Source organism: Nodularia sp. LEGE 04288, from assembly GCF_963896525.1.
Classification (GTDB): Bacteria; Cyanobacteriota; Cyanobacteriia; order Cyanobacteriales; family Nostocaceae; genus Nodularia.
In genome coordinates, this window is the sequence record NZ_CAWQOY010000173.1 from 1 (window position 1) to 20,671 (window position 20,671).

The window sequence follows — 20,671 nt, forward strand, 5'->3', positions numbered from 1 at the left end:
CCCCCAACCCCTCCCCGCAAGCGAGGCTACGGTGTACACACAAGTGATCGAATCGCCCCCTAACCCCCAATTATGGGGGAACAAGAATTTTCCAAGTCCCCCAAATTTAGGGGGCAAAACAGGCTCAAACGCAGACAGGAAGGACTTGTGTGTATACGATAGGCAAGCGAGGAGGGGAGACAAAGCATAGAAGTTTAATAAATGATCCAATGATTGCTCAAAACCCTGAAATTCAGCAGGATGCTTGTGGATTAATTTTTCAATACTGTTGTGGGGATTAGCACACCGTCTTGGAGTTTTCCTATACCTAGAAGGCAAGTTTCTTGGTCGTAAACTCTGGTTATCCCAGAAAAATCGAGAGTTAGTGGCATTTTTTGCCCCTGACACCATTTTTGAGCAGATATGGCGGGTAATGTCACGGATGGTAAATGTTGTAAGGCGATATCGAGAACGCTGGGTTGAAATGTCCCTGCTTGTAATTGTGTTTCTAAGTCAGTGAGGGTGAGACTATCTGTGAGGTTGAAACCACTACTGGCTGTGCGGATTAAGGCGGCGAGAGTACCACCAGTTTGGAGGGTTGCGCCTAAGTCACGGGCGATCGCTCTAATATATGTACCACTTCCACAGGCGATCGCCACATCCAATTCCGGAAAATCTCCGGCTCGCCAATCTAAAATCTCTGTATGAAAAATCTCCACTGTGCGTTTGGGAACTTCTACTATTTCCCCTCTGCGTGCTAAGTCGTAGAGGCGTTTTCCATCTACTTGAATGGCGCTGTAAATTGGGGGGATTTGCTCAATTTTGCCGTTAAATTGTGCCATTGCAGTTTTCACGTCGGCAAAATTCAATTCTGGACAAGGTTGAGAACTAATGATTTCTCCTTGCAAATCGTCGGTTGTCGTCTGCACACCTAAGCGGATAGTGGCTTTGTAGGCTTTGTTTTCTGGCAGATATTGTAATAATCTCGTAGCTCTCCCCAGGGCGATGGGTAAGACTCCGGTAGCGGCTGGGTCTAAGGTTCCGGCGTGTCCTACACGTTTGAGGCGCAAGAGCTTTCGCACCCGCGCCACGCAGTCGTGAGATGTCCAGTCAAAGGGTTTGTTTAAGTTAAGAAAACCTTCCACAGTAAAATTTGGTAATTTAACGAATAATTCCACTTTAATCAATTAGGGATGTCCAAAGATGAATCTAGGGATTTTTGAGCTTTGGCTGTTTCCCCGGACTGAATGGTGGAGGGGCTTTGACGCTCATCCTACAAAGAAATTTTGGATATCTTTTGATTGCAAAGCCTGAAAAAGCCCGAAATAAATTTGTACGGAATCGTACCGACTTTTTCGGCTGAGTCTTTTACTGTGAAGTAAAAAACAAATGTCAGCAGTCTCCTTTTATTCAGGAGTGAAAGCGTAGATTTTACTATTTATTGACAATGAATCTAGAGACATTTGTCCAGCAGGTAAAGTTACTGCATGGACGTTTAGCTAACTTATGCCAATATGAGACCGCAGCACTACAGCCGGGATCTGATTTACTGACGGAACTGGCAATGGGGGCGCAAATGCTAGAGATAGCTACAGAGAAACTATACCAGCAAACTCAAAAATTGGCGATCGCTCAAGCACGAGTCAGAACAGAATTTCAGCGCTACCAAGACCTGTTTGAGTTTATGCCCAGTGCTTACTTAGTCACTGATACACAAGGAAAAATTGCCGAAGCCAATCGTGCTGCTAGCAAACTTTTCAATCTTCAACAGCCATTTTTGGTCAACAAATTGCTAGTCTGTTTTATCTCAGTAGAAGACCGCCAGAAATTTCGTTTGAAATTTAGCGAGTTGGGAAAGAGTGAGTTTAAGTACGTGCAGGAGTGGAGATTCCGCATACAGCCCCGTCACAGTCAGCCTTTTGATGCGGCTCTAACTGTAGCACCTCTTTGCGACGTTAAAGGCAATTTTATCGCCTGGCGATGGCTCCTACGTGATATTACTGAAGATAAAAGTAATAAGCATGACTCCAAACAAGCGGGCATCGCATCCGCCAAGCATACTTCAAGTATAAATTTAACCCCCACCTAAAAGTTTTCTCATTCCGAATTACGAATTAAAAAATCATCGGTTTTCTCTAAGATTAAACTTTAGCAAGCGGTTGTATTCATCTTTGAGTGTCTCATAACACTCGCAGGAAACTTGTTCCAATCCTTGCCGGTCAACGATTTTGATTTTCTTGCGGCTGTATGTGATCGGGCCTTTCTCTTGCAGGTGGCGAGCAGTCTCGGTGACACCAGAGCGGCGCACACCCAGCATATGGGAGATAAATTCCTGGGACAGGTCGAGTTCATCCGATTGAATACGGTCACTGGACTCCAGCAGCCAGCGAGCCAAGCGCTTTTGTATAGTATGGAGGCGGTTACAAGCGACGTTCTGCGAAATTTGGGCGATAAAAGCCTGCGTGTATTTTAACATCACGTCCCGCAGCAGCTTGTTTTGGTCGAATTCCTTTCGCAGAGGCTCCGCCTTCATTTTCACAGCATCACCGGCCACCTGTACAATGTACTCGGTCTGTGTTGTCTCAGTCCCACCCATGAAAGCGTTGATTCCTACCATCTCGCGGTTACCAATCACTCCGGCTTCGACTGTGCTGCCATCTTTCATCGTAATTGTCACCGAGATCAGGCAGTTGAGAGGGAAATAGACTTGCTCAATTGTATCACCGGGGTGGTGAAGTATCTTGTTTGCTGGCAGCGAGACCTGTTCCATATATTCGTCGAGCTGCTCGTACACTTCACGGGGTAAGGCAGCTAACAGAAGGTTTTCTGTAGGCATATAATTGAGTTCTTCCGCGAGGTGTGTATAATCTCTGCGGCGAGTGTATTTAAAATCAATTGATCAAAAAAAAGTATATTCAATAACTCAAGTTTAACAATTGAATATGAATGACCGTCAGATTATGTTGGTAACTCAAATTAGGAAATCAGTCCAAAAATAACCATAAAAAAACATATTATTGGACTTTTTTACTTATATTTTGCGGATATGCTTTTGAGATCAAATATTTATGTTTTTTTATATTTTTGTATCTATTTAACTCTCATAGAGAAATTGTTCCACGTAGCATTGCAATACCAACAGCTAACATCCAGAAGCCAAAATCTACTATGGCGTTGGCAGACTGTTGTTTTAAGGAATTACGACCAAGGGCTTGTGCTAATTCAGTTTGGCTGAAGGATTTCACGAGACTCAAGCCTAGAGATGCACGGGAAATAGTTTTAGTATAAGCTGCATTCAGATAGGGAAGGTATTGTGACTTGCCGGCAACATAAGTTTTGAAGAAAGGTAAACTCAAAACATTCATGTAGTATCGTGCTTGGGAAGCATCGCCAACTAAATCTGTGGGTAATGATATTTGCTGGCTGGCGGGGTTTCCGTCACCAATGGTAGAAAAGTGGGTTCCACCTAAAAGCATAACGAGGTACTTTTGGGAAGTCGTCAACCAGGAAAAAGGTTGAATTTGCTCGTATAATGCGGGTGCTACAGTATCATCACTACTACCGATAATCATTACAGGAGTTTTGATTTGGCTTAAACCAGCCGACCCAAAAATGGAGCTAGTAATGGGGTTAACTGCGATCGCCGCTTTGATTCTGTTATCCTGCAAGTTATACTCTGGACTGGATTTGGGATTCAAGGCTAAAGCACTGCATTGGAAGAGTAAAGACATATTCCAGGATTTTTGCAGCGCCTTTGGTGTACAGTCTTGTGCTAATTGGGGAAAGTTAATTTGAGCGCCAACCAAAGCTAAGGCTGTGTAACCTCCTAAAGATTGACCAAAGACTCCCACTTGTTGCAGATTTAGCTGACTCTCAAACCGGGAATCAGACTGGTTAATCTTTTCCAGTTGATTCAAGACATATTTGATATCCAAAGGTTGGTCGATAAATTCATCTGGTTCGATGAGTTGACTGGTTTGTTGATGCAATGATGTTTGCAATTGTTTCGCACTGCTACCCGGATGATTGGGAACCACTACGGCTAATCCGTGGGAAGCTAGATGTGTGGCTAAATATTCAAAGTTGCTGCTGTCTGTACCCAAACCATGAGAAATCACAATCACAGGTGCTGGACTCTGGACATGGGGAATGTAAACATCAGTCAGCAAGAGGCGATCGCGTTTGGAGTCAAAAAATCTCAGTGTGTGTTTTTGCGATTGAAACTTTCCCTGACTACGTAAATCTGCTAAGGGTAAAAAATTTCGCAGTTTGGGGATGGTAGCAGCTTCTAGATTAGACTGTTTTGTCACGGCGGCGATCGCGCCTTGAGTCTGATTAATGACTGTTTCTAGTTGTTTAGCTATGGTGAAGCTACGCCTTAAATCAATATGAATACTGCTATAGGGATATTTGCGTAACAGATTTAATAGTGTTAAACCGCCTGGTTCAGCAGAGGCGGAAATTAATGCTGACCTTAAAGCCTGAAATCTGCCTTGTGCTTGACCAGATTCGGGTTGAATCACTTGCGCCAAGCGATTTAGCAGAAATTCGCCTTCAGGTGTGTAGAGAAATTGAGAAACCACCACTGGACTCACTTTCACCGGTGTGAGTAAAATTCCCTGCAATTCTTGAGACTGTTTTGGTGGCAGATATTGCTGATAAAATGCTAATTCATGAGCAATTATGCCATCCTCGGCGTATTTTTCTAAAGCCGTGACTGAAATCGACGTTTCTATGGCGGAAAAGGTCGTATAAATTCGCTCGGCTGCAAGCATAGAAATATTAATTCCAAATGTTGACAGCAGTATTGCTAGAACCAGCCAGAGCGAATTTCTTCTGAGGGTGCTTGTCCAATTATCCAACAAACTATTCATCGCTCAACTGTTTCGGTGATCTTGTTTCACTAGGCGTTGGCTGTAGTAGTTATTTAGACACCCTGGAAAATTAACTTAATATTATTTACCTTCGTTTTAGAGACTTTTCGGGATTTATCTTGATGACAAACTGAAACTTTAAATATGATTAACATACATAGGTAGAGCCAAGTTTCACTTTGTCAAAGATTCACCATAGCAATTTCCATTCAAGTGAGGTATTAACAGTAATAATTAAACGCAGATGGACGCAGATAAACGCAGATAATTTTGTACTGTCTTAGACTAGGAAATGCTATATCCCAATTTTACAGCAGATTTTATCTGAGTAGCTACTATGGGAGCATGATTTGGCTTGAGTGTACTTTGGCGAGCTTCAGTTACCGTGTAATTCATTTACTTGTAAAGGGCTGTATCTGAAGTAACTGTGTATTCAACCGCAGTTTAATTATGTGCATATTCATCCAGGAATCGTATTAGTAATGTATCCAAAACTTGTAGATTCTCATTTGTCACCCATTATGAAATGATAACAAATAAAAATTTTGCCCACCTCAGTATTTTAATGTAAATTTGAAGATAATCAATTAGCTTTTCCCAACGTGATTGCTACTGAACCAGTTACGACTAAAGATGCGCCTAATATGCCAATTAAACTTAAGTGTTCTGTAGGAATTAGAGAAGGGGAGATTACGGATACTAGGGCAATTGAAGTTAAAGTAATAATAGGAGCTAAAGCTAATACTGCACTTACTTTTGATGCTTCCCAATGTTCTAATGATTCGGCAAAAGCACCATAGGCAATTAGAGTATTAAAAGCACAAAATAGCAAGATTCCTAAATGGAAACTATTCAATGTCAAAATGACTTGAGGTTGAGCAAATGGGGTGAATAATAAAGCACATCCGCCGTAAATAATCAGCATGATGTTAGTGGAAGATAAAGATTGTAATAATTGCTTTTGGGACAAGGCATAAATAGCCCAAGCTGCGGCGCTGAAGACAATCAAACCACTACCGAAAACATAAGTAGTCTGGGCTGTAATTAAATTTTCGAGTTGTTCACGAAAAAATACAATATAACCAGAGATGAGTATACTGACACCAATCCATTGACGCAGTGTATAACGTTCTTGAAAAATCACTAAACCACCGAAACTTAATAACAGGGGCGCTAATTGAATTAAAACTTCAGCGTTAGCGGGTGATGTTAAGGCTAGACCTTGCATAAATAGGAAGTAATTGAATGCTAAAAATAAAGTGGCGATCGCTAATAATTTCCCCGAACTAGAACGCAATTGTGGTAAGTTAGGTAATTTACCCCGCATTCCTAAAAACGCAGCTAGTAGCGCAAATGACACCAAAAAGCGAAACCAAATAATCGTATAGACATCAATAACTTGTAAACTTACTGCCAGCGCAATCGGTAAAATTCCCCACAAAAAAACCGTCAACAGCGATAATGCTAAACCCAAACGCCAGCGACCGGAACTATGATGCATAATTTGTAATTCGTAATTCGTAATTCGTAATGGGCTAACGCCCCGCTCCGCTAACGTAATTCGTAATAATATTAGAAGAAATCAACCATCCCAGGAGAGGGGGCGGCAAATATTTGTGTGGCTGCTAATAGAGATGTTTCTGTAGCATGGAGTTTTCCTGTTAGCTGTAATTGTTGGGGAGTAAAAAGGCTGGTATATAGAGGTGCTAATCCGCCAATGTCTAACTGCAACTCACCTTTGCCGCCTTTGGTAACTTCACCACGTCCATCAGCCACAGATAAGATAAATTTACCATTATTGGCAGTTAGCAACTCATCTTTAACTTGCAGGTGTAGTTCAGCTGAGACTCCTGGTGGATAACCCCGCATTTCTAAGGCTTTGACCAAATTTGTTATCCGCAGCATCCAGCGGTCATTACGGGTAATTTTGGCAGTTTGCTCTGGTAGCAGCAATGTCAGAGAATCAACTACAGCACTCTTCCATTGCACCTGGTCAATTTGGGAGCGATGATTGGCAATAAAAGCCCAAAAAGTTTTTACAGATGCATTTGTGAGCATTGTCCAATCTCTCACCCGTAACATTGTGCCATTCTGAGTGCGTTCTTGAGTACAGATGATGTAGCCTTGGGGTTGGTCTTGGTCACCAATCAAATAACCATAAACTGTTTCTTGACCATCTGGTTGAGTTAATCCTTGCCAAATTGCTGAATGTCGGTTCAAATAACCATGAGTGAGTTTTGCTTGCTGCTGATATAAGTCGTGAAATATGAGATGATTTTTTGGATCTACAGGTTGTAAAAGTAAAGATGGTTCTTTTACCTGGATGTTGTCAGTAGAAATTTCCCAAGTGCAATAACTTCCCGCTTGTTCGTATCCAGCTTTGCGATAAAGACGTTGAGTTGCGGGATAAAGCACCGAAATCGGAACTTCCTGCTGTTCAAGCTCCTGAAGAGTATTTTTGATTAATGCGATCGCAGCGCCACTGCCACGATATTCTGGAGCAATACCCACCGCAGCGATTCCAGTCATCGGGACACACTGACCATACCACCACTGACCCATCGGGATAATTCCTAGTCCACCGACAACTTGCTGGTCTTGATGGATAACGCGAAACTTCTCCACACCAAGGCGCTTCATGTAGATTTCGCTATCACCAGAAGACATGATAAAACATTGCTCAAGGATAGATCCCAGTTGCTGAATATCCTCTATATGGGTAAGAGTGCTGTATTTAAATTTAGGTATGTTCATCTATGTTCATCTGTGGTTAATTAAATATTCCCTTATACAGCACATCTCATCTGAATGAGGTACACAAGGGCGGGCAAAGATGCCCACCCCACAAGATTTATAATATTAGAATGTGTAGTTCATTTACTTGCAACGTACATACAGACGCGATATCTTCTCTCCGCGTCCTCTGCGCCTCTGCGGTTCGTTACTCTGACAACATCTCCAACAATAGCGCCTGACTCAACTGAGTAATTCCCAAACTTTGCGCCTTCTCTAACTTAGAACCCGCATCTTCACCTAATAGTAAATAATCAGTTTTTTTACTCACTGAATTAGTTACTTTACCCCCAGCTTTTTGAATTAAAGCTTTAGCGTCATCCCGTGATAAAGTTGGAAGAGTACCAGTAATCACAAAAGTTTTACCAGCTAACTTTTGATTACCCTCAGCAACTGTGTTAGTTTCTTCATTAGCAGCCAATTCTAATCCTGCGCCTTGGAGACGTTCAATCAAAACTTGATTCGCGTCAATACGAAACCACTGATATACAGATTGAGCAATTTCCGCACCAATACCGTAAATACCGGCAATATCTGATTGCTTGGCGGTCGCTAACTGTTCTACTGTGGGATATTTCTGAGTTAATAATTGAGCATTGACACTGCCAACGTGACGGATGCCTAAACCATACAATACCCTAGACCAAGGTTGGTTTTTTGATTGGGCGATCGCATCGATCAATTTTTGGGCTGATTTTTGTCCCATCCTTTCCAATGCACATAATCTCTCTGTTGTCAAATCATATAAATCAGCAACAGAATGCACCAACTCTCTATCTACAAGTTGATGTACCAGCTTTTCCCCCATACCTTTAATATCTAAAGCATCCCGACTTACCCAATGTTCAATTTCTCCTCTGAGAATCGCCGCACAGGAAGCATTAACGCAGCGAGTCACCGCCTCACCTGATTCTCTTACCACTGGTTGACCGCAGACTGGACAATGGGTGGGCATTTCAAAGGGTTGGGTATCTGCTGGACGCAGTTCTGTTAATACCCGCACCACTTCCGGGATAATTTCCCCAGCTTTGCGAACAATCACCGTATCACCGATGCGGATATCTAATTGCAGGATGCGATCGCTATTATGTAAAGTAGCGCGAGAAACAGTCGTTCCGGCTAATTGTACAGGACGCATCTCAGCCAAAGGAGTTAACGCCCCAGTGCGTCCCACATTCACAGAGATATTTTCCACCCGTGTAGGCGCTTCCTCAGCTGGGTACTTCAAAGCGATCGCCCATCGGGGGAACTTCTGCGTAAAACCTAGCTGTTCTTGCAACTTGAAAGGATTTAATTTCACCACCACCCCATCAGTCATGTAGGGTAAATTCAGCCGGGAGGTATCCCAATATTGATAATATTCTGTTACTTCGGCAATGGAACCACAGAGTTTGTGATTGGGGTTAACGGGAAAACCCATTTTTGACAATAACTCCAAAGCTTCCCATTGAGTATTGCTAATACCTGCATCATCCATCCCAGAAATGTGCAAAGTGTAAGCAAAGAAATCCAACCGTCGCCGGGCGACAATGCGGGGGTCTAATTGTCTAAGTGTACCAGCTGTGGCATTGCGGGGATTAGCAAACAAATTTTCACCCGCTTTTTGTCGTTCTGCATTAATTTGTTTAAACACTTCCAACGGTAAAAACACCTCACCGCGGACTTCTACCTTTCCTAAGCTTTTTGCACCAGCGAAATTCAACCGCAAGGGAATTGAACGAATTGTCCGCACATTTTGGGTAATATCTTCACCGACTACCCCATCACCCCTCGTGACACCTCTGACTAAAATCCCATTTTCATAAGTCAAAGCCAAAGCCGAACCATCAATTTTCAGTTCAGAAACATATTCCACCGCCTCTATTTTCGGTGTTTGTCGCCGCCAACGCTGATCCCATGCTTGCAATTCCTGAATATTAAAAGCATTTTCCAGACTATAGAGGGGAATATTATGGCGTACCGAAGTGAAATGTGTAGCTGGTTTCTCACCCACGCGCTGAGTAGGACTATCCGGTGTGATTAATTCCGAATACTGAGTTTCTAATTCTTGTAATTCTCGATAAAGCTGGTCATAGACAGCATCTTCCATCATTGGTGCATCTAGGACATAATAAGCATAGCTAGCTTGTTGCAACAACTGGCGCAGTTCTTCTACACGCTTGACTTCCGACTGACTCTGTATCATTATACTGATTGCAAATTACCTAGCAGATAGACAGACTTGATTTTCCCAGATTACTCGCTTTTATGCGAGTCGGGCTTCTATCAGCAGAATTAAAATTTACAATTGCAATAGAAGCTGAAGAAACCTACTTTAATTTTACTAGCTTATTCCTCATATTTCTTCTCTTGCGTCTCTGCGCCTCTGCGTGAGAAAAAAATTCATGTAACTATTGATTTGGTGAATTGTATTTAGCTTTTAACTCTTCTAACTCTTTATCTTCTGAGATGTTATTAGCAGGCGGAGAAATTGGTTTTGGTGGTTGTGCGGGATTTGCTTGAGGTTTACCACCACCCAAAAAATGAGTTTTCAATTCTTCCAGTTCCAAATCAGGTTGACTAGAAGATTTACTCACAAAAGTAGGTGTTGATTTAGGTTTTGCGGTGGGCGCTGGAGTGGCGACTGCTGGCGATTGATTTAAATCTTTGAGGACTGCATCTGCTGTTTGATAACGGCGAACAGGGATACTGACTAGCATCTTTTCCAGGATGCGATTTAACCCAGGACTGAGGGGAGTTTGGAGGAGTTGCTGCCAAATCCAAGTATCATGATTAATATCATAGGAATCGAAAGGCGATCGCGCAGTTAATAAACGAATACAAGTAGCGCCTAAACTATAGATATCGCTGGCAAAAATCGCCCTACCCCTCATTTGTTCCGGGGCGACATATTCCGGAGTCCCAATACTTGTGCCTGTTTGATTTAAAGCCGTGCCAGTGGTAGACTTGGAAGCACCAAAATCGACCAAGACTAATTTAGCATGGCGATCGCGTAAAATATTTTCCGGCTTAATATCCCGATGAATCACACCTCTAGAATGGCAAAATTGTAACACCGGCAATAAATCATTCAGTAATTGCCATATCTGCGCTTCATTAAAAGCCCCATTTTGCGCCAATTCCTCAGCTAAATTCTGCCCATCGATAAATTCCTGTACCAGATACTGTCTGTCATCTTGGGTAAAATACGCCAGAAGTGCAGGAATTTGGGGATGTTGTCCCAAATCATCTAACTGCACAGCTTCTAGAGTAAATAACTCCACAGCCTTCTGCACAGAGTTAGTACCTTGGGCTTGGGGGTAAAATTGCTTAATCACGCAGGGCGGTTTAGAAGGTTTATCCTCATCCACCGCCAAAAAGGTTTTACCAAAACCACCTTGTCCGATAGGTTTAATGGCGCGGTAGCGTTCTTTCAGCAGTAACTTGGAACCACAACTCAAGCAAAACTTGACATCATCAGCATTTTCCGGCTGGGGACAATGGGAATTTAGGCAATAACTCATGGAAGTTTAGCACTCTTACTATCTTTATTCTGCCTTGTCTGAGGCATAAGGGTGATGATATGGGTTAATTATCTGGCGTTGCTGATTTTAAATATGAATTAGGTTCGCGCAAAGGCGCATTCGTTGAAAACGTTCCCGTAGGGTAGGCGCAAAGGTAGGAAGAAAAAAAAGGTATAGCATTTCCTAGTCTAGTAAAGTAAAAAATTATCTGCGTTTATCTGCGTCCATCTGCGTTTAATTATTACTGCTTGTACCTCACGTCAATTATCTAGTACAAGTTGGCGTAAATAAACAGACCATTCAAAATCCATGAAAAGCCCATTTTATAAGCTTTTTGACTTTTGACTTTTGACTTTTAACTTCCGCCTTGCGGTACTAGGTTCAGACTGTAATCTAGTCCTTATCGCCTAAATAGTTGCAGAAGACAACTTGACAATTTCAGGTAATATATTTTACATTTTATCAGGTGAGTTAAAACTCATCGACACCACTCCCCCGAACCTTGAAAACCGCATAATTTCGTTAACTGGTGTCGATTGCTTGCACAGTAAGCTTTCCAGCCTGTAAAGTTCACGAGTTATTGAGAATTTTTTGGGAGTTATTGACACTGCAAAAACTGGTGTCGATTCGGGTATCTCAAACCCTCTCCTAGCAAGGCTTCCAGAAGTGAACTCTTTCCATAACCTCTTCCCCTAACGGGGATGGAAACGCTAACACTTCTGGCGCCATACCTGAAGGATTTACATAATCTTTCCATAACCTCTTCCCCTAACGGGGATGGAAACAGTTGATTACCTTGGGTTTCCATATTTGGAGTAATTCTTTCCATAACCTCTTCCCCTAACGGGGATGGAAACACAATCACTACACTTGTAAGTATATATAGTCATGTTACTTTCCATAACCTCTTCCCCTAACGGGGATGGAAACTTTCTGTTAAGACTCATAGGTACACCTTCTTTCTTTCCATAACCTCTTCCCCTAACGGGGATGGAAACTTTAAAGCTCCTTGAGGAACGACTTCTCTTCCTCCACTTTCCATAACCTCTTCCCCTAACGGGGATGGAAACTTTCTCGACCTCCTGAATTGTCTTCAACCAGTGATTGTCTTTCCATAACCTCTTCCCCTAACGGGGATGGAAACCATTCTTTTACGCTGATTGTCATCTCTAAATACTGACATCTTTCCATAACCTCTTCCCCTAACGGGGATGGAAACGTTGTTACTCACTGGATTTAATAAATTAATCAGATGCTTTCCATAACCTCTTCCCCTAACGGGGATGGAAACGTTTCGGTTTTGTCTACCCATGGATAATTACCTTTTGTCTTTCCATAACCTCTTCCCCTAACGGGGATGGAAACTTTGGAGGCAATGACTTAACCAGCTCCACCGTATCGACTTTCCATAAACTCTTCCCCTAACGGGGATGGAAACGAAAGTGTGAATTTCCCAGGTTCCACCGGATGACTTTCCATAAACTCTTCCCCTAACGGGGATGGAAACCACCTTCGGTGCTAGTTTGTTTGGGAAATGGAAACCTTTCCATAAACTCTTCCCCTAACGGGGATGGAAACACTATCGAACTTCATTCCAAATTCAATGTTACGAAACTCTTTCCATAAACTCTTCCCCTAACGGGGATGGAAACTACAACTGCAAGTTATATATCTTTTACCCAGGTCAAACTTTCCATAAACTCTTCCCCTAACGGGGATGGAAACGTTTCTACCAAAACACCAACATTTCCTTTTACGATGCTTTCCATAAACTCTTCCCCTAACGGGGATGGAAACTGTAGGCGAGTCTTGCCATTCAAAGAACTGGCGTTTCTTCTTTCCATAAACTCTTCCCCTAACGGGGATGGAAACACATTGTTTCCTTTCAGGCTGGGGTGGGGTTCACTTTCCATAAACTCTTCCCCTAACGGGGATGGAAACACTAAGAAGAATAGCTCTTCAACTCTTTCAGGCGAACCTTTCCATAAACTCTTCCCCTAACGGGGATGGAAACGCGTTTCCACCAGTTGCAACCGCTTTGTTAGCGATTTCGCTTTCCATAACCTCTTCCCCTAACGGGGATGGAAACTTGCAAACTGCGACGGTTGGGCAGTGGGCGTACGCCAACTTTCCATAACCTCTTCCCCTAACGGGGACGGAAACTGTGAGAAATCCGGGTATAAACCGAACTTTAGTTATCATAGAAGTCGGGAATATTGAACCCACCAAAACTAACCATGACTCAACTAAAAACCAAACTCACTCTCGACGAATTTCTTGCACTTCCCGAAAGTGAACTTGCTTATGAGTTTGTTGACGGTGAAGCTGTACCGAAATATAAAAATGAGCAAATGTCTCCTAAATTTTTTCATGGCGCAACCACAGGAGCATTATTTATCCTATTATCCACATGGGCGCAAGAAAAAGGTCGCGTTGTCGTGGAATGGGGGATAAAATTAACAAGAAATCAAGAAAATTGGATACCTGTCCCTGATTTAACATACATTTCTTATAACCGTCTTCCTGCTGACTGGCTTAAAGATGAAGCTTGTCCTGTTATACCAGAATTAGTTATCGAAATTATTTCTCCTGGTCAAACTTTTGGAGACATGATCGAAAAAGCTACTGATTATCTTCAAGCTGGGATTTCTCTAGTTTGGATAGTAGATACAATATCTCAAACTATCACTCTGTTTACAGCATCTTCTCTTCCTCTCACATTTCGAGATAATCAAATCATTAGTCATGAAGCATTACCAGAATTAGAAATTACTCCCCATACTATCTTTCAACGTGCTGGTTTAATACGTTAGTTTTCGGCTTTTTCGCTTTCATATACAAAATTTATTTATTTCACAGTCTCCCCGATTCTGTCATTATAAATATCTTCCTCTGGGTCGTTCCATTCCTGAAATCCAGTTTCTGCCAGTTGCATCATTGTCACGGTTTCCAGCCACGTAGGGTGTGTTAGCGGTAGCGTAACGCACCAAAGCTTTAATGATGGTGCGTTACGGATTTCATCCTAACGCACCCTACAATATTTAATTTTTTCATAAATCAAACCGGATTCCTATAGAGTTTTTGTCATCATGAATAATCCTGATTTTGAGGTAATTTAAATGTTTGCTGATCAGCAAATAGTTTATAGAGATGAACCTTCAGCCTCATGATTTATCTCTGACCTCTAGTTTAAATCCCAAAGCATCTAATAAACCTACCAAACTGTATATTTCAGCCCCACTACTCTTTAACAGCATCTGATTTAATTCTTCCCACTTCAGTTTTGCTTGTGCAGAAAGATTGTTCATCTTCAACTGTGCATCAATGACATCTTTTAAGGCTGAGGTTAACAGTCCAGTCTCAGGATTTTCTGCTTCTAATATTGCCTCAATATAAGCAGCCGCCTCTTCAGGGTCTTGAAGAGATTCAATTAAATAGTCCTGGTAGCTATCACTGGTCGGCATTTTCACTTTCTTCATATTCTGCCCAATACTCCTGTGCTTGACAAATATCTTTTTCTTGACTGCTTTTATCTCCACCCAATAGCAGAAGCACAATTGTTGTCCCTATTTGTCCAAAGTAGACTCGGTAGCCAGAACCATAATTAATCCTGAGTTCAAAAACACCCTCTCCTACTGACTTATAATCTCCCAGATTACCAAGACTAACTCGTTTTAGCCTCTCCTTAATTTTAGCTTTAGCTCTCCTATCTCGCAGCCCATCCAGCCATTCTGCGAAAGGAATTTTGCCGTTATACCAATTATTTGTGAGGCTGCATATTATTTCGACCCCACCCCTAACCCCTCCCCGCAAGCGAGGAGGGGAACTGGATTTCTGGTTAAATTCTATTTATGCATCTTTATATTAAATTGGTATTAGCTGTAATGTAACGCCGAATCTCCCTTGGTTTTGCTTCCATAATCTCATGAGGAATTACTCCTGTTCTACCTGAGTTCGCATCAAATGTTGCACACTTACCAAAGCCCGATTTAACTCATAATTTCGCCGTTGGGGATTCTGCAAATACGCTTGCTGTTCTTCCTCTATCATCTCGACATCTTGAACTACCAAACCATCAAGTAACTTTTGCGCTGCACCAAATAAACTATTTTTAATAAATCGCCGAAACCACACAGGCAATTTGTGTAATCTCCAAAAGGAATTTAATGATGTAAAATGAATTAAATACGCCTTGGTTTCTGTTTCACTTATTGGACACAATAAACAATAAATTTTAAAATCTTGACCCAAGGTAGAAACCCAATGGGGATAAACATAACTCACATCCAAGGGTTCAGGATGTAATCGCCTCAAAGCGGGAAAAAATAACTGCGATATTGACCAAATCTTATCGATTTTGTAATAACTTTGGGCGATATAATGAGCATCTACACGATGATTATCTTCGTCAATATCTTGTAATGATGCTTCTGCCCAAGCTTGCAAGTCTTGATGTAAATGTCCATGATACATATCCATTAAATTCTCAATTAAATAAGAATAATGGGCTTGAGTATTAATCACTGAAACTGTGGCAATATAATTGAGATGTTCCCATTCTGGTAAACCCAGAGGTTCTATAGTTGGTTCGGCATTTCCAGGAAATAACCAAATAAAACCATCTTGTTCTTTGACTGGGTAATGGCGAAGCTGACAAGTGGGTAATTTCTGATTTTCTGCTAAGTAGGGAACCGCTGCACATTCACCGGAAGAATTGAAGCGCCAACCGTGATATGCACATTCTAATTCGTTCCCAATTACCTGTCCGTGGCTGAGTTTAACTTGGCGATGGGGACAACGGTCTTCCAGGGCGTGAATTGTACCTGCACTGTCTCGATATAGTGCCATCGCCTGCTGCCAAATTACCACATTTATCGGCTTATTGGTCACTTCACTACTCCGTGCAACCACATACCAGTGATTGAGGTTAATACCCAATTGACGGACATCACGACTTGGCACAGTTTGAGATAAAGAGGACATAGGCTCACGCATCCTTGTCAGCGTTAGATTTTAAACTATACTATTTCATAATTTTTGGCAAAATAAATTGTAATATTTATGACGGCAATCATCAGGATCAAAATATTCTCCCCAGCAGCTACAACTAACCTTGCCCACAGGCGATAAAGTATGTGTAGGTGAAAGACTAACCAAATCGGGAAAAAAATCTGTATGACAAACTACCAAGAAACCCTACCTACTCATGAACTCCCAGGAGAGACCGTGAGCGTCAACCATGTAGAAGTAATCGAAAATGTCATCGACTCTCTAGAACAAGATGATAGCGCAATGGTGAGCCACAGCCCAGATGATGGTTATCTCTGGAAATTTAAGTACGGAAGTGTGGAAGTTTTTGTTAAACTGACCGGCACAAGCGATGAAGATACGATAACGGTGTGGTCTACGGTGTTAAGCTTACCAGCCAAAGATGAACTCAATTTGATGCGACACCTTTTGGAAATGAACTGCTCCAAGACTTTAGAAGCCCGTTTTGGGATTATTGAAAATCGGGTGGTTGTGATATCAACCCGCACTCTCGAAGAATTATCTCCGGCGGAAGTCTCACGGCTGATTACCATTGTCGCCACCATTGCTGATGACAACGATGAAATTTTACAATCTCAGTATGGTGCTGCTTAATTAGTAGACCGCAGGCTAAAGTCTGAGAAGTGATTCAAATTGTATTGCTTGCACCCTTCTAAATATTAGTGTTGAACCCAATTGAAGACATTGATGGTAAGCAGGTTTGGCGACTGATTCCTTTGCTAGAAGCCTCTGGGGATGTGCAGATGGCGATTGACAGATGGTTGTTAGAACAGCACAAATCTGGAAAGCATCCCCCAACTCTGCGATTTTACACTTGGTCGCCACCTGCAATTTCTCTGGGCTATCATCAACGCCAATACCCGGAATTTTGGACGAATTTGATTTGGCGAGGACAAAAACTAGATTTGGTACGTCGTCCTACTGGCGGTAGGGCGGTGCTACATCAAGGTGATTTAACTTATGCTGTGGTTACTTCGGGAATACCTGGTAACCGCTTCCAGATATATGAAAAAATTTGTGAGTTTTTAATTCAAGGATGGCGATCGCTTGGCGTGGAATTGAGCTACGGTAAAGCTGGGCGGGGCTATATCCACAATCCCAATTGTTTTGGTACAGCTACAAGTGCAGATTTAGTGTTGCCAGATGGAGGTAAACTCATTGGTAGCGCCCAATTGCGACGGGGTGAGGTGATTTTGCAACATGGTTCTATGCGTTTACAGCCTGATGCAGAATTATTTACTCAAGTCTTTGGTGCAGAATCTTTTACGACTATACAACTACCCGAAAATTTCAGTTTAGACCAGATTATTGCGGCTTTGATGACCGCAGCTGGTGATTGTTTTGCGATGCAGATAGAAGTACAACCCCTCTCCCAGTCTGAATGGGATGAAATTTTGGCAAATGTCTGAAGAAGCGTAACGCAACTTGATCTGCTTTTTGTGCGATCGCCATCATATTGCTGATACAATACTTTTATGTCAGATTTGATATAAAATAAAAACACAAATATATCCAATAAAAATAAAAAGAAAATATATGGATATAGAAAAGCGTCAACGTTTGGAAGCAGCTGGTTGGCGTGTTGGAGATGCGGCTGACTTTCTAGAACTTTTACCTGAAGAAGTAGCTTTTATTGAGATGAAACTATCTTTAAGTAGATATTTGAAGGAACTGCGTTTAAAAAACCAGCTTTCTCAAGCCAACTTGGCTAAGAGAATTAATTCCAGTCAATCGCGTGTAGCTAAGATGGAAGCCGGAGATCCTTCAGTTTCTCTAGATTTGATGGTCAGGACAATTTTAGCAGTAGGGGGAACTCGTGAGGATGTGGCGATCGCGATCGCTTCTATCCACAGCTAAAAAATTTACACTTATTCAGACTGACTTATGCCAACTAATATAATCATTCTCATTGCGGCCTTAATAGTCGCCTTGATCATCTTCCGAGCTTTTCTCAAAGTATTCAAGACATTTCTGAGTAGTGCGATCGCTATTTTTGTGATTATCGTTATTTTAAATATGTTTGGCTTTAGCCCCGATGACCTCATCCAAGAAATCACCAACCTCCCAGAAACTTTAAAACAATTGTTCAACGGGGAAACTTGAGAAAATAATTCGTAATTCGTAATTCGTAATTCGTAATTCGTAATTGACTTGCATCAAAGTCTCCCCTCTCCTTACTAAGGCTACGGTGTACACACAAGTGATCGAATCGCCCCCTAACCCCCAATTCTGGGGGAACAAGAATTTTCAAAGTCCCCCAAACTTGGGGGATTTAGGGGGCAAAACAGGCTCAAACGCAGACAGGAAGGACTTGTGTGTACACGATAGCCTTACTAAGGAGAGGGGTTGGGGGTGAGGTTCTGTATTCTCTTAAAACTCCCCAATTTAATTAATTTGTAGCTGACTTGGCAATTGCTCCCAATTGTAGCCCTGGCGGATAGCTACCATCTTCTTTAATACGCTTAATTTCCTCATCGGTAATGCGTAAATTTAACTTTTGGGCTAATTCCCGGACAATATCCCCCCGGTCAATTACACCTGCGACTGTACCCGCCGGCGAAAGCACGGTAATTCGAGGTAATTGCTCATTTTCTAGCTTATTTATGACCTCAGCTAAAGAAATCGATTCAGTTATAGTAGGAATTTCTGTCAAAGGATGCACAATGCTTTGCAGAGTTTGGTTTTCCCACTCACTTCGTTCTACTAAGCGTAAATCGTCGATCGCCACCATACCCCGGTAACGCCCATCAGAAACCGCAAAGTAAATACTTGGGGCGTTGGTATCCAATAAGAAGGAATCGGCAAAAGCCCGTAACGTTTGGTCAGCATCGACTACGCGAAAGTCACGAGTCATCGCATCGCCGGCTACTACCTTCAGTAAAGTTTCTTGTAATGTGGTTACGCGGTCATAGCTGTTAGCATTACGCACAGCAAACCAACCGATTAAAGCAATCCACAAACCAGTAATTAACTCTCTGGTGAAGAAATCTACAGCTAATCCTAAAGCGATCGCACTATAACCTAAAATTTGCCCAGACTTCGCAGCCCAGTGTACAGCTTGAAAGCGGTTACCTGTGATTTTCCACAGGGCGGCTTTGAAAACTTGTCCACCATCTAGAGGTAAGCCAGGAATGAGGTTAAATAGGGCAACAACTAAATTAATTCTCGCCAAATCTGTCACCATTGCCGTGAGGGGGCTAGATTCGGGGGTGATATTAGTTGCCAGACTAAATAGCAAAAATAGAGCGATACTCACTAAAGGCCCAGCGATCGCCACTTGAAAGGCTTTTCCTGGCGTTTTAGATTCTTCTTCGATAGCCGCAACACCGCCAAACATAAACAGAGTAATTGAATTAACTCTAATGCCTTGCGATTGCGCTGCCAAACTGTGACCCAACTCGTGTAACAACACCGAACCAAACAGCAGCAGAGCCATCGCTATGCCCGCACTCCAACCGATGACAGTACCCCATTCCTGGTAAGCTATGCCAAAGTTAAGCGTAGCTAGCCCTAAAATTACAAACCATAGTGGATCTAAAAATAGAGGAATTCCAAATAAAGACCCAATTCTCCAATTTGTTTGCATTATATTTTCCTAAACTAGATATTTGCCGAAATTAATCCTAAAAATGACCATTTTTTTATACATAAAACTGATATCTATCCGGCTAAATGCTGAAGCTATACAAAGGTTTGCCACTAGTACCGCACGGCGTAAATGTTACACCATTTAAAGTCGTTCAAAAGCCTACATAATCATTTTTTTGATTTTTGACGAACGCCCTGCGGTACTAGGCATTGCAGTCATCAATATTTGCTATTTCAAAATCCCAAATCTCAACTTGAAAATGGTGTTAGAGGCTCTGACTTCTAGATTGACATATTATTCACCCCCAGTAGGAATGTCTGAGGGTGGAGATTTCCGCCTGTCGCCTCCCATTGGGAAAGATTTTGGATACTTTGGGCTGATTTAAATAATACCGAGATTGGTCAATCCCAAAACAGCACCGACACCAATCAGATGGCCAGCACACATTGCCGCCAGGAAGGAACCGACACTGGGATTATTGAACAGTGCTGGAAAAGGTAAAGGCATTTTATTCCCAACATGAGGATAGCTAATCGTTCGGGGAATAATCAGAAGGCATAATAGACAACTGCCAATAATAATCGCAGAGCCAATCCAATTCCATGTAGTGCCGGTGTTGGGGACAGTAACTTGGACTGCTAATAACATTGATGAGATCATGGTTCTTTCTCCTGCATGAACAAACTGATTTAGCTGTCATTTCTCAACCATGTAAATACTCCGCCTGATGAAGTTACCGAATCCTCCCTCAAAGGGAAGGTTAACTTGTCCCTCTTCTGTCAGAGTGATTACAAACAAAGCTGACCATGCTAAATTCAATAGTTCAATTGCTGGGGAGTGGGGAATGGGGAATAGGGAGTGGGGAGTGGGGAGAAGAGGAAAGG

Annotated in this window: 19 protein-coding genes and 1 CRISPR repeat array; of the genes, 6 read left to right on the forward strand and 13 right to left on the reverse strand. The window is 42.2% G+C overall.

Going from position 1 to position 20,671, the window contains the following annotated elements; genetic code table 11:
• Positions 1-251: 251 nt before the first annotated feature.
• Positions 252-1,124, reverse strand: coding sequence for a tRNA pseudouridine(55) synthase TruB (gene truB, locus AACX33_RS25235; RefSeq protein ID WP_194002202.1), 873 nt, complete (start codon positions 1,122-1,124; stop codon positions 252-254).
• A gap of 302 nt (positions 1,125-1,426) precedes the next feature.
• Between truB and AACX33_RS25240 the strand changes: the two genes are divergently transcribed.
• A complete protein-coding gene (locus tag AACX33_RS25240; RefSeq protein ID WP_194002113.1) occupies positions 1,427-2,068 on the forward strand; it encodes a PAS domain-containing protein in 642 nt (213 codons plus the stop codon).
• Between the two features lie 33 nt (positions 2,069-2,101).
• Here AACX33_RS25240 and AACX33_RS25245 read toward each other — a convergent pair whose 3' ends face one another.
• The 6 genes from AACX33_RS25245 to AACX33_RS25270 all read right to left on the reverse strand — a co-directional run bounded on the left by AACX33_RS25245 (position 2,102) and on the right by AACX33_RS25270 (position 11,149).
• On the reverse strand, positions 2,102-2,815 hold the full coding sequence (locus AACX33_RS25245) for a Crp/Fnr family transcriptional regulator (RefSeq protein ID WP_194002115.1): 714 nt from the start codon (positions 2,813-2,815) through the stop codon (positions 2,102-2,104).
• A gap of 265 nt (positions 2,816-3,080) precedes the next feature.
• The gene (locus AACX33_RS25250) at positions 3,081-4,853 is read right to left on the reverse strand and encodes an alpha/beta hydrolase (RefSeq protein WP_194002117.1); all 1,773 of its coding nucleotides are present in this window, start codon (positions 4,851-4,853) and stop codon (positions 3,081-3,083) included.
• A 583-nt stretch (positions 4,854-5,436) separates the two neighbouring features.
• The gene (locus tag AACX33_RS25255; protein ID WP_194002119.1) at positions 5,437-6,354 is read right to left on the reverse strand and encodes a DMT family transporter; all 918 of its coding nucleotides are present in this window, start codon (positions 6,352-6,354) and stop codon (positions 5,437-5,439) included.
• A gap of 71 nt (positions 6,355-6,425) precedes the next feature.
• Positions 6,426-7,607, reverse strand: a complete 1,182-nt coding sequence (locus tag AACX33_RS25260; protein WP_194002121.1) for a GNAT family N-acetyltransferase — start codon at positions 7,605-7,607, stop codon at positions 6,426-6,428.
• A gap of 187 nt (positions 7,608-7,794) precedes the next feature.
• The gene (gene ligA / locus AACX33_RS25265) at positions 7,795-9,831 is read right to left on the reverse strand and encodes an NAD-dependent DNA ligase LigA (protein WP_194002123.1); all 2,037 of its coding nucleotides are present in this window, start codon (positions 9,829-9,831) and stop codon (positions 7,795-7,797) included.
• 205 nt (positions 9,832-10,036) lie between these two features.
• Complete coding sequence (locus AACX33_RS25270) at positions 10,037-11,149, reverse strand: serine/threonine-protein kinase (RefSeq protein ID WP_194002125.1); 1,113 nt, start codon at positions 11,147-11,149, stop codon at positions 10,037-10,039.
• Positions 11,150-11,822: 673 nt separating this feature from the next.
• Positions 11,823-13,312: direct repeats of the CRISPR family, unit length 36 nt; unit sequence CTTTCCATAAACTCTTCCCCTAACGGGGATGGAAAC.
• 74 nt (positions 13,313-13,386) lie between these two features.
• On the opposite strand from AACX33_RS25270, the gene AACX33_RS25275 reads away from it, so the two are divergent.
• Positions 13,387-13,962, forward strand: a complete 576-nt coding sequence (locus AACX33_RS25275; RefSeq protein ID WP_194002127.1) for a Uma2 family endonuclease — start codon at positions 13,387-13,389, stop codon at positions 13,960-13,962.
• Between the two features lie 351 nt (positions 13,963-14,313).
• Here the strand turns inward: AACX33_RS25275 and AACX33_RS25280 are convergent, their stop codons facing one another.
• The 3 genes from AACX33_RS25280 to AACX33_RS25290 all read right to left on the reverse strand — a co-directional run bounded on the left by AACX33_RS25280 (position 14,314) and on the right by AACX33_RS25290 (position 16,132).
• The gene (locus tag AACX33_RS25280; RefSeq protein ID WP_194002129.1) at positions 14,314-14,613 is read right to left on the reverse strand and encodes a helix-turn-helix domain-containing transcriptional regulator; all 300 of its coding nucleotides are present in this window, start codon (positions 14,611-14,613) and stop codon (positions 14,314-14,316) included.
• Positions 14,600-14,932, reverse strand: a complete 333-nt coding sequence (locus AACX33_RS25285) for a type II toxin-antitoxin system RelE/ParE family toxin (RefSeq protein ID WP_416209823.1) — start codon at positions 14,930-14,932, stop codon at positions 14,600-14,602. Before AACX33_RS25285 ends, AACX33_RS25280 begins: the two co-directional genes overlap by 14 nt.
• Positions 14,933-15,082: 150 nt before the next feature.
• Positions 15,083-16,132 carry an aromatic ring-hydroxylating dioxygenase subunit alpha gene (locus AACX33_RS25290; RefSeq protein WP_194002131.1) on the reverse strand — a complete coding sequence of 350 codons (1,050 nt, stop codon included), beginning with the start codon at positions 16,130-16,132 and terminating at the stop codon, positions 15,083-15,085.
• A 192-nt stretch (positions 16,133-16,324) separates the two neighbouring features.
• Here AACX33_RS25290 and AACX33_RS25295 point away from each other — a divergent pair, with 192 nt between their 5' ends.
• The 4 genes from AACX33_RS25295 to AACX33_RS25310 all read left to right on the forward strand — a co-directional run bounded on the left by AACX33_RS25295 (position 16,325) and on the right by AACX33_RS25310 (position 18,301).
• Positions 16,325-16,792 carry a YbjN domain-containing protein gene (locus AACX33_RS25295; protein WP_194002133.1) on the forward strand — a complete coding sequence of 156 codons (468 nt, stop codon included), beginning with the start codon at positions 16,325-16,327 and terminating at the stop codon, positions 16,790-16,792.
• A gap of 89 nt (positions 16,793-16,881) precedes the next feature.
• A complete protein-coding gene (locus AACX33_RS25300) occupies positions 16,882-17,607 on the forward strand; it encodes a lipoyl protein ligase domain-containing protein (RefSeq protein ID WP_194002205.1) in 726 nt (241 codons plus the stop codon).
• A 127-nt stretch (positions 17,608-17,734) separates the two neighbouring features.
• Positions 17,735-18,055: a helix-turn-helix transcriptional regulator gene (locus AACX33_RS25305; protein WP_194002134.1), complete on the forward strand. Its 321-nt coding sequence runs from the start codon at positions 17,735-17,737 to the stop codon at positions 18,053-18,055.
• 27 nt (positions 18,056-18,082) lie between these two features.
• Complete coding sequence (locus tag AACX33_RS25310) at positions 18,083-18,301, forward strand: hypothetical protein (RefSeq protein ID WP_194002136.1); 219 nt, start codon at positions 18,083-18,085, stop codon at positions 18,299-18,301.
• Between the two features lie 286 nt (positions 18,302-18,587).
• On the opposite strand, the gene AACX33_RS25315 is transcribed toward AACX33_RS25310, so the two are convergent.
• The 3 genes from AACX33_RS25315 to AACX33_RS25325 form a co-directional block, all read right to left on the reverse strand.
• A complete protein-coding gene (locus AACX33_RS25315) occupies positions 18,588-19,784 on the reverse strand; it encodes a site-2 protease family protein (protein WP_194002138.1) in 1,197 nt (398 codons plus the stop codon).
• A gap of 384 nt (positions 19,785-20,168) precedes the next feature.
• Positions 20,169-20,447, reverse strand: coding sequence for a photosystem I reaction center subunit PsaK (gene psaK, locus AACX33_RS25320; protein WP_227789335.1), 279 nt, complete (start codon positions 20,445-20,447; stop codon positions 20,169-20,171).
• A gap of 36 nt (positions 20,448-20,483) precedes the next feature.
• On the reverse strand, positions 20,484-20,671 hold a 188-nt coding region (locus AACX33_RS25325), incomplete at its 5' end, for a hypothetical protein (protein ID WP_227789336.1).

What these genes read in the sequence shown, in the direction of transcription:
- AACX33_RS25305 (WP_194002134.1), top strand. Translation starts at nt 17,735, where the DNA reads ATGGATATAGAAAAGCGTCAACGTTTGGAAGCAGCTGGTTGGCGTGTT.
- AACX33_RS25270 (WP_194002125.1), bottom strand. Translation starts at nt 11,149, where the DNA reads ATGAGTTATTGCCTAAATTCCCATTGTCCCCAGCCGGAAAATGCTGAT.
- AACX33_RS25290 (WP_194002131.1), bottom strand. Translation starts at nt 16,132, where the DNA reads ATGTCCTCTTTATCTCAAACTGTGCCAAGTCGTGATGTCCGTCAATTG.
- AACX33_RS25315 (WP_194002138.1), bottom strand. Translation starts at nt 19,784, where the DNA reads ATGCAAACAAATTGGAGAATTGGGTCTTTATTTGGAATTCCTCTATTT.
- AACX33_RS25275 (WP_194002127.1), top strand. Translation starts at nt 13,387, where the DNA reads ATGACTCAACTAAAAACCAAACTCACTCTCGACGAATTTCTTGCACTT.
- psaK (WP_227789335.1), bottom strand. Translation starts at nt 20,447, where the DNA reads ATGATCTCATCAATGTTATTAGCAGTCCAAGTTACTGTCCCCAACACC.
- AACX33_RS25255 (WP_194002119.1), bottom strand. Translation starts at nt 6,354, where the DNA reads ATGCATCATAGTTCCGGTCGCTGGCGTTTGGGTTTAGCATTATCGCTG.
- AACX33_RS25245 (WP_194002115.1), bottom strand. Translation starts at nt 2,815, where the DNA reads ATGCCTACAGAAAACCTTCTGTTAGCTGCCTTACCCCGTGAAGTGTAC.
- AACX33_RS25240 (WP_194002113.1), top strand. Translation starts at nt 1,427, where the DNA reads ATGAATCTAGAGACATTTGTCCAGCAGGTAAAGTTACTGCATGGACGT.
- AACX33_RS25250 (WP_194002117.1), bottom strand. Translation starts at nt 4,853, where the DNA reads ATGAATAGTTTGTTGGATAATTGGACAAGCACCCTCAGAAGAAATTCG.
- AACX33_RS25310 (WP_194002136.1), top strand. Translation starts at nt 18,083, where the DNA reads ATGCCAACTAATATAATCATTCTCATTGCGGCCTTAATAGTCGCCTTG.
- AACX33_RS25280 (WP_194002129.1), bottom strand. Translation starts at nt 14,613, where the DNA reads ATGCCGACCAGTGATAGCTACCAGGACTATTTAATTGAATCTCTTCAA.
- AACX33_RS25295 (WP_194002133.1), top strand. Translation starts at nt 16,325, where the DNA reads ATGACAAACTACCAAGAAACCCTACCTACTCATGAACTCCCAGGAGAG.
- AACX33_RS25260 (WP_194002121.1), bottom strand. Translation starts at nt 7,607, where the DNA reads ATGAACATACCTAAATTTAAATACAGCACTCTTACCCATATAGAGGAT.
- ligA (WP_194002123.1), bottom strand. Translation starts at nt 9,831, where the DNA reads ATGATACAGAGTCAGTCGGAAGTCAAGCGTGTAGAAGAACTGCGCCAG.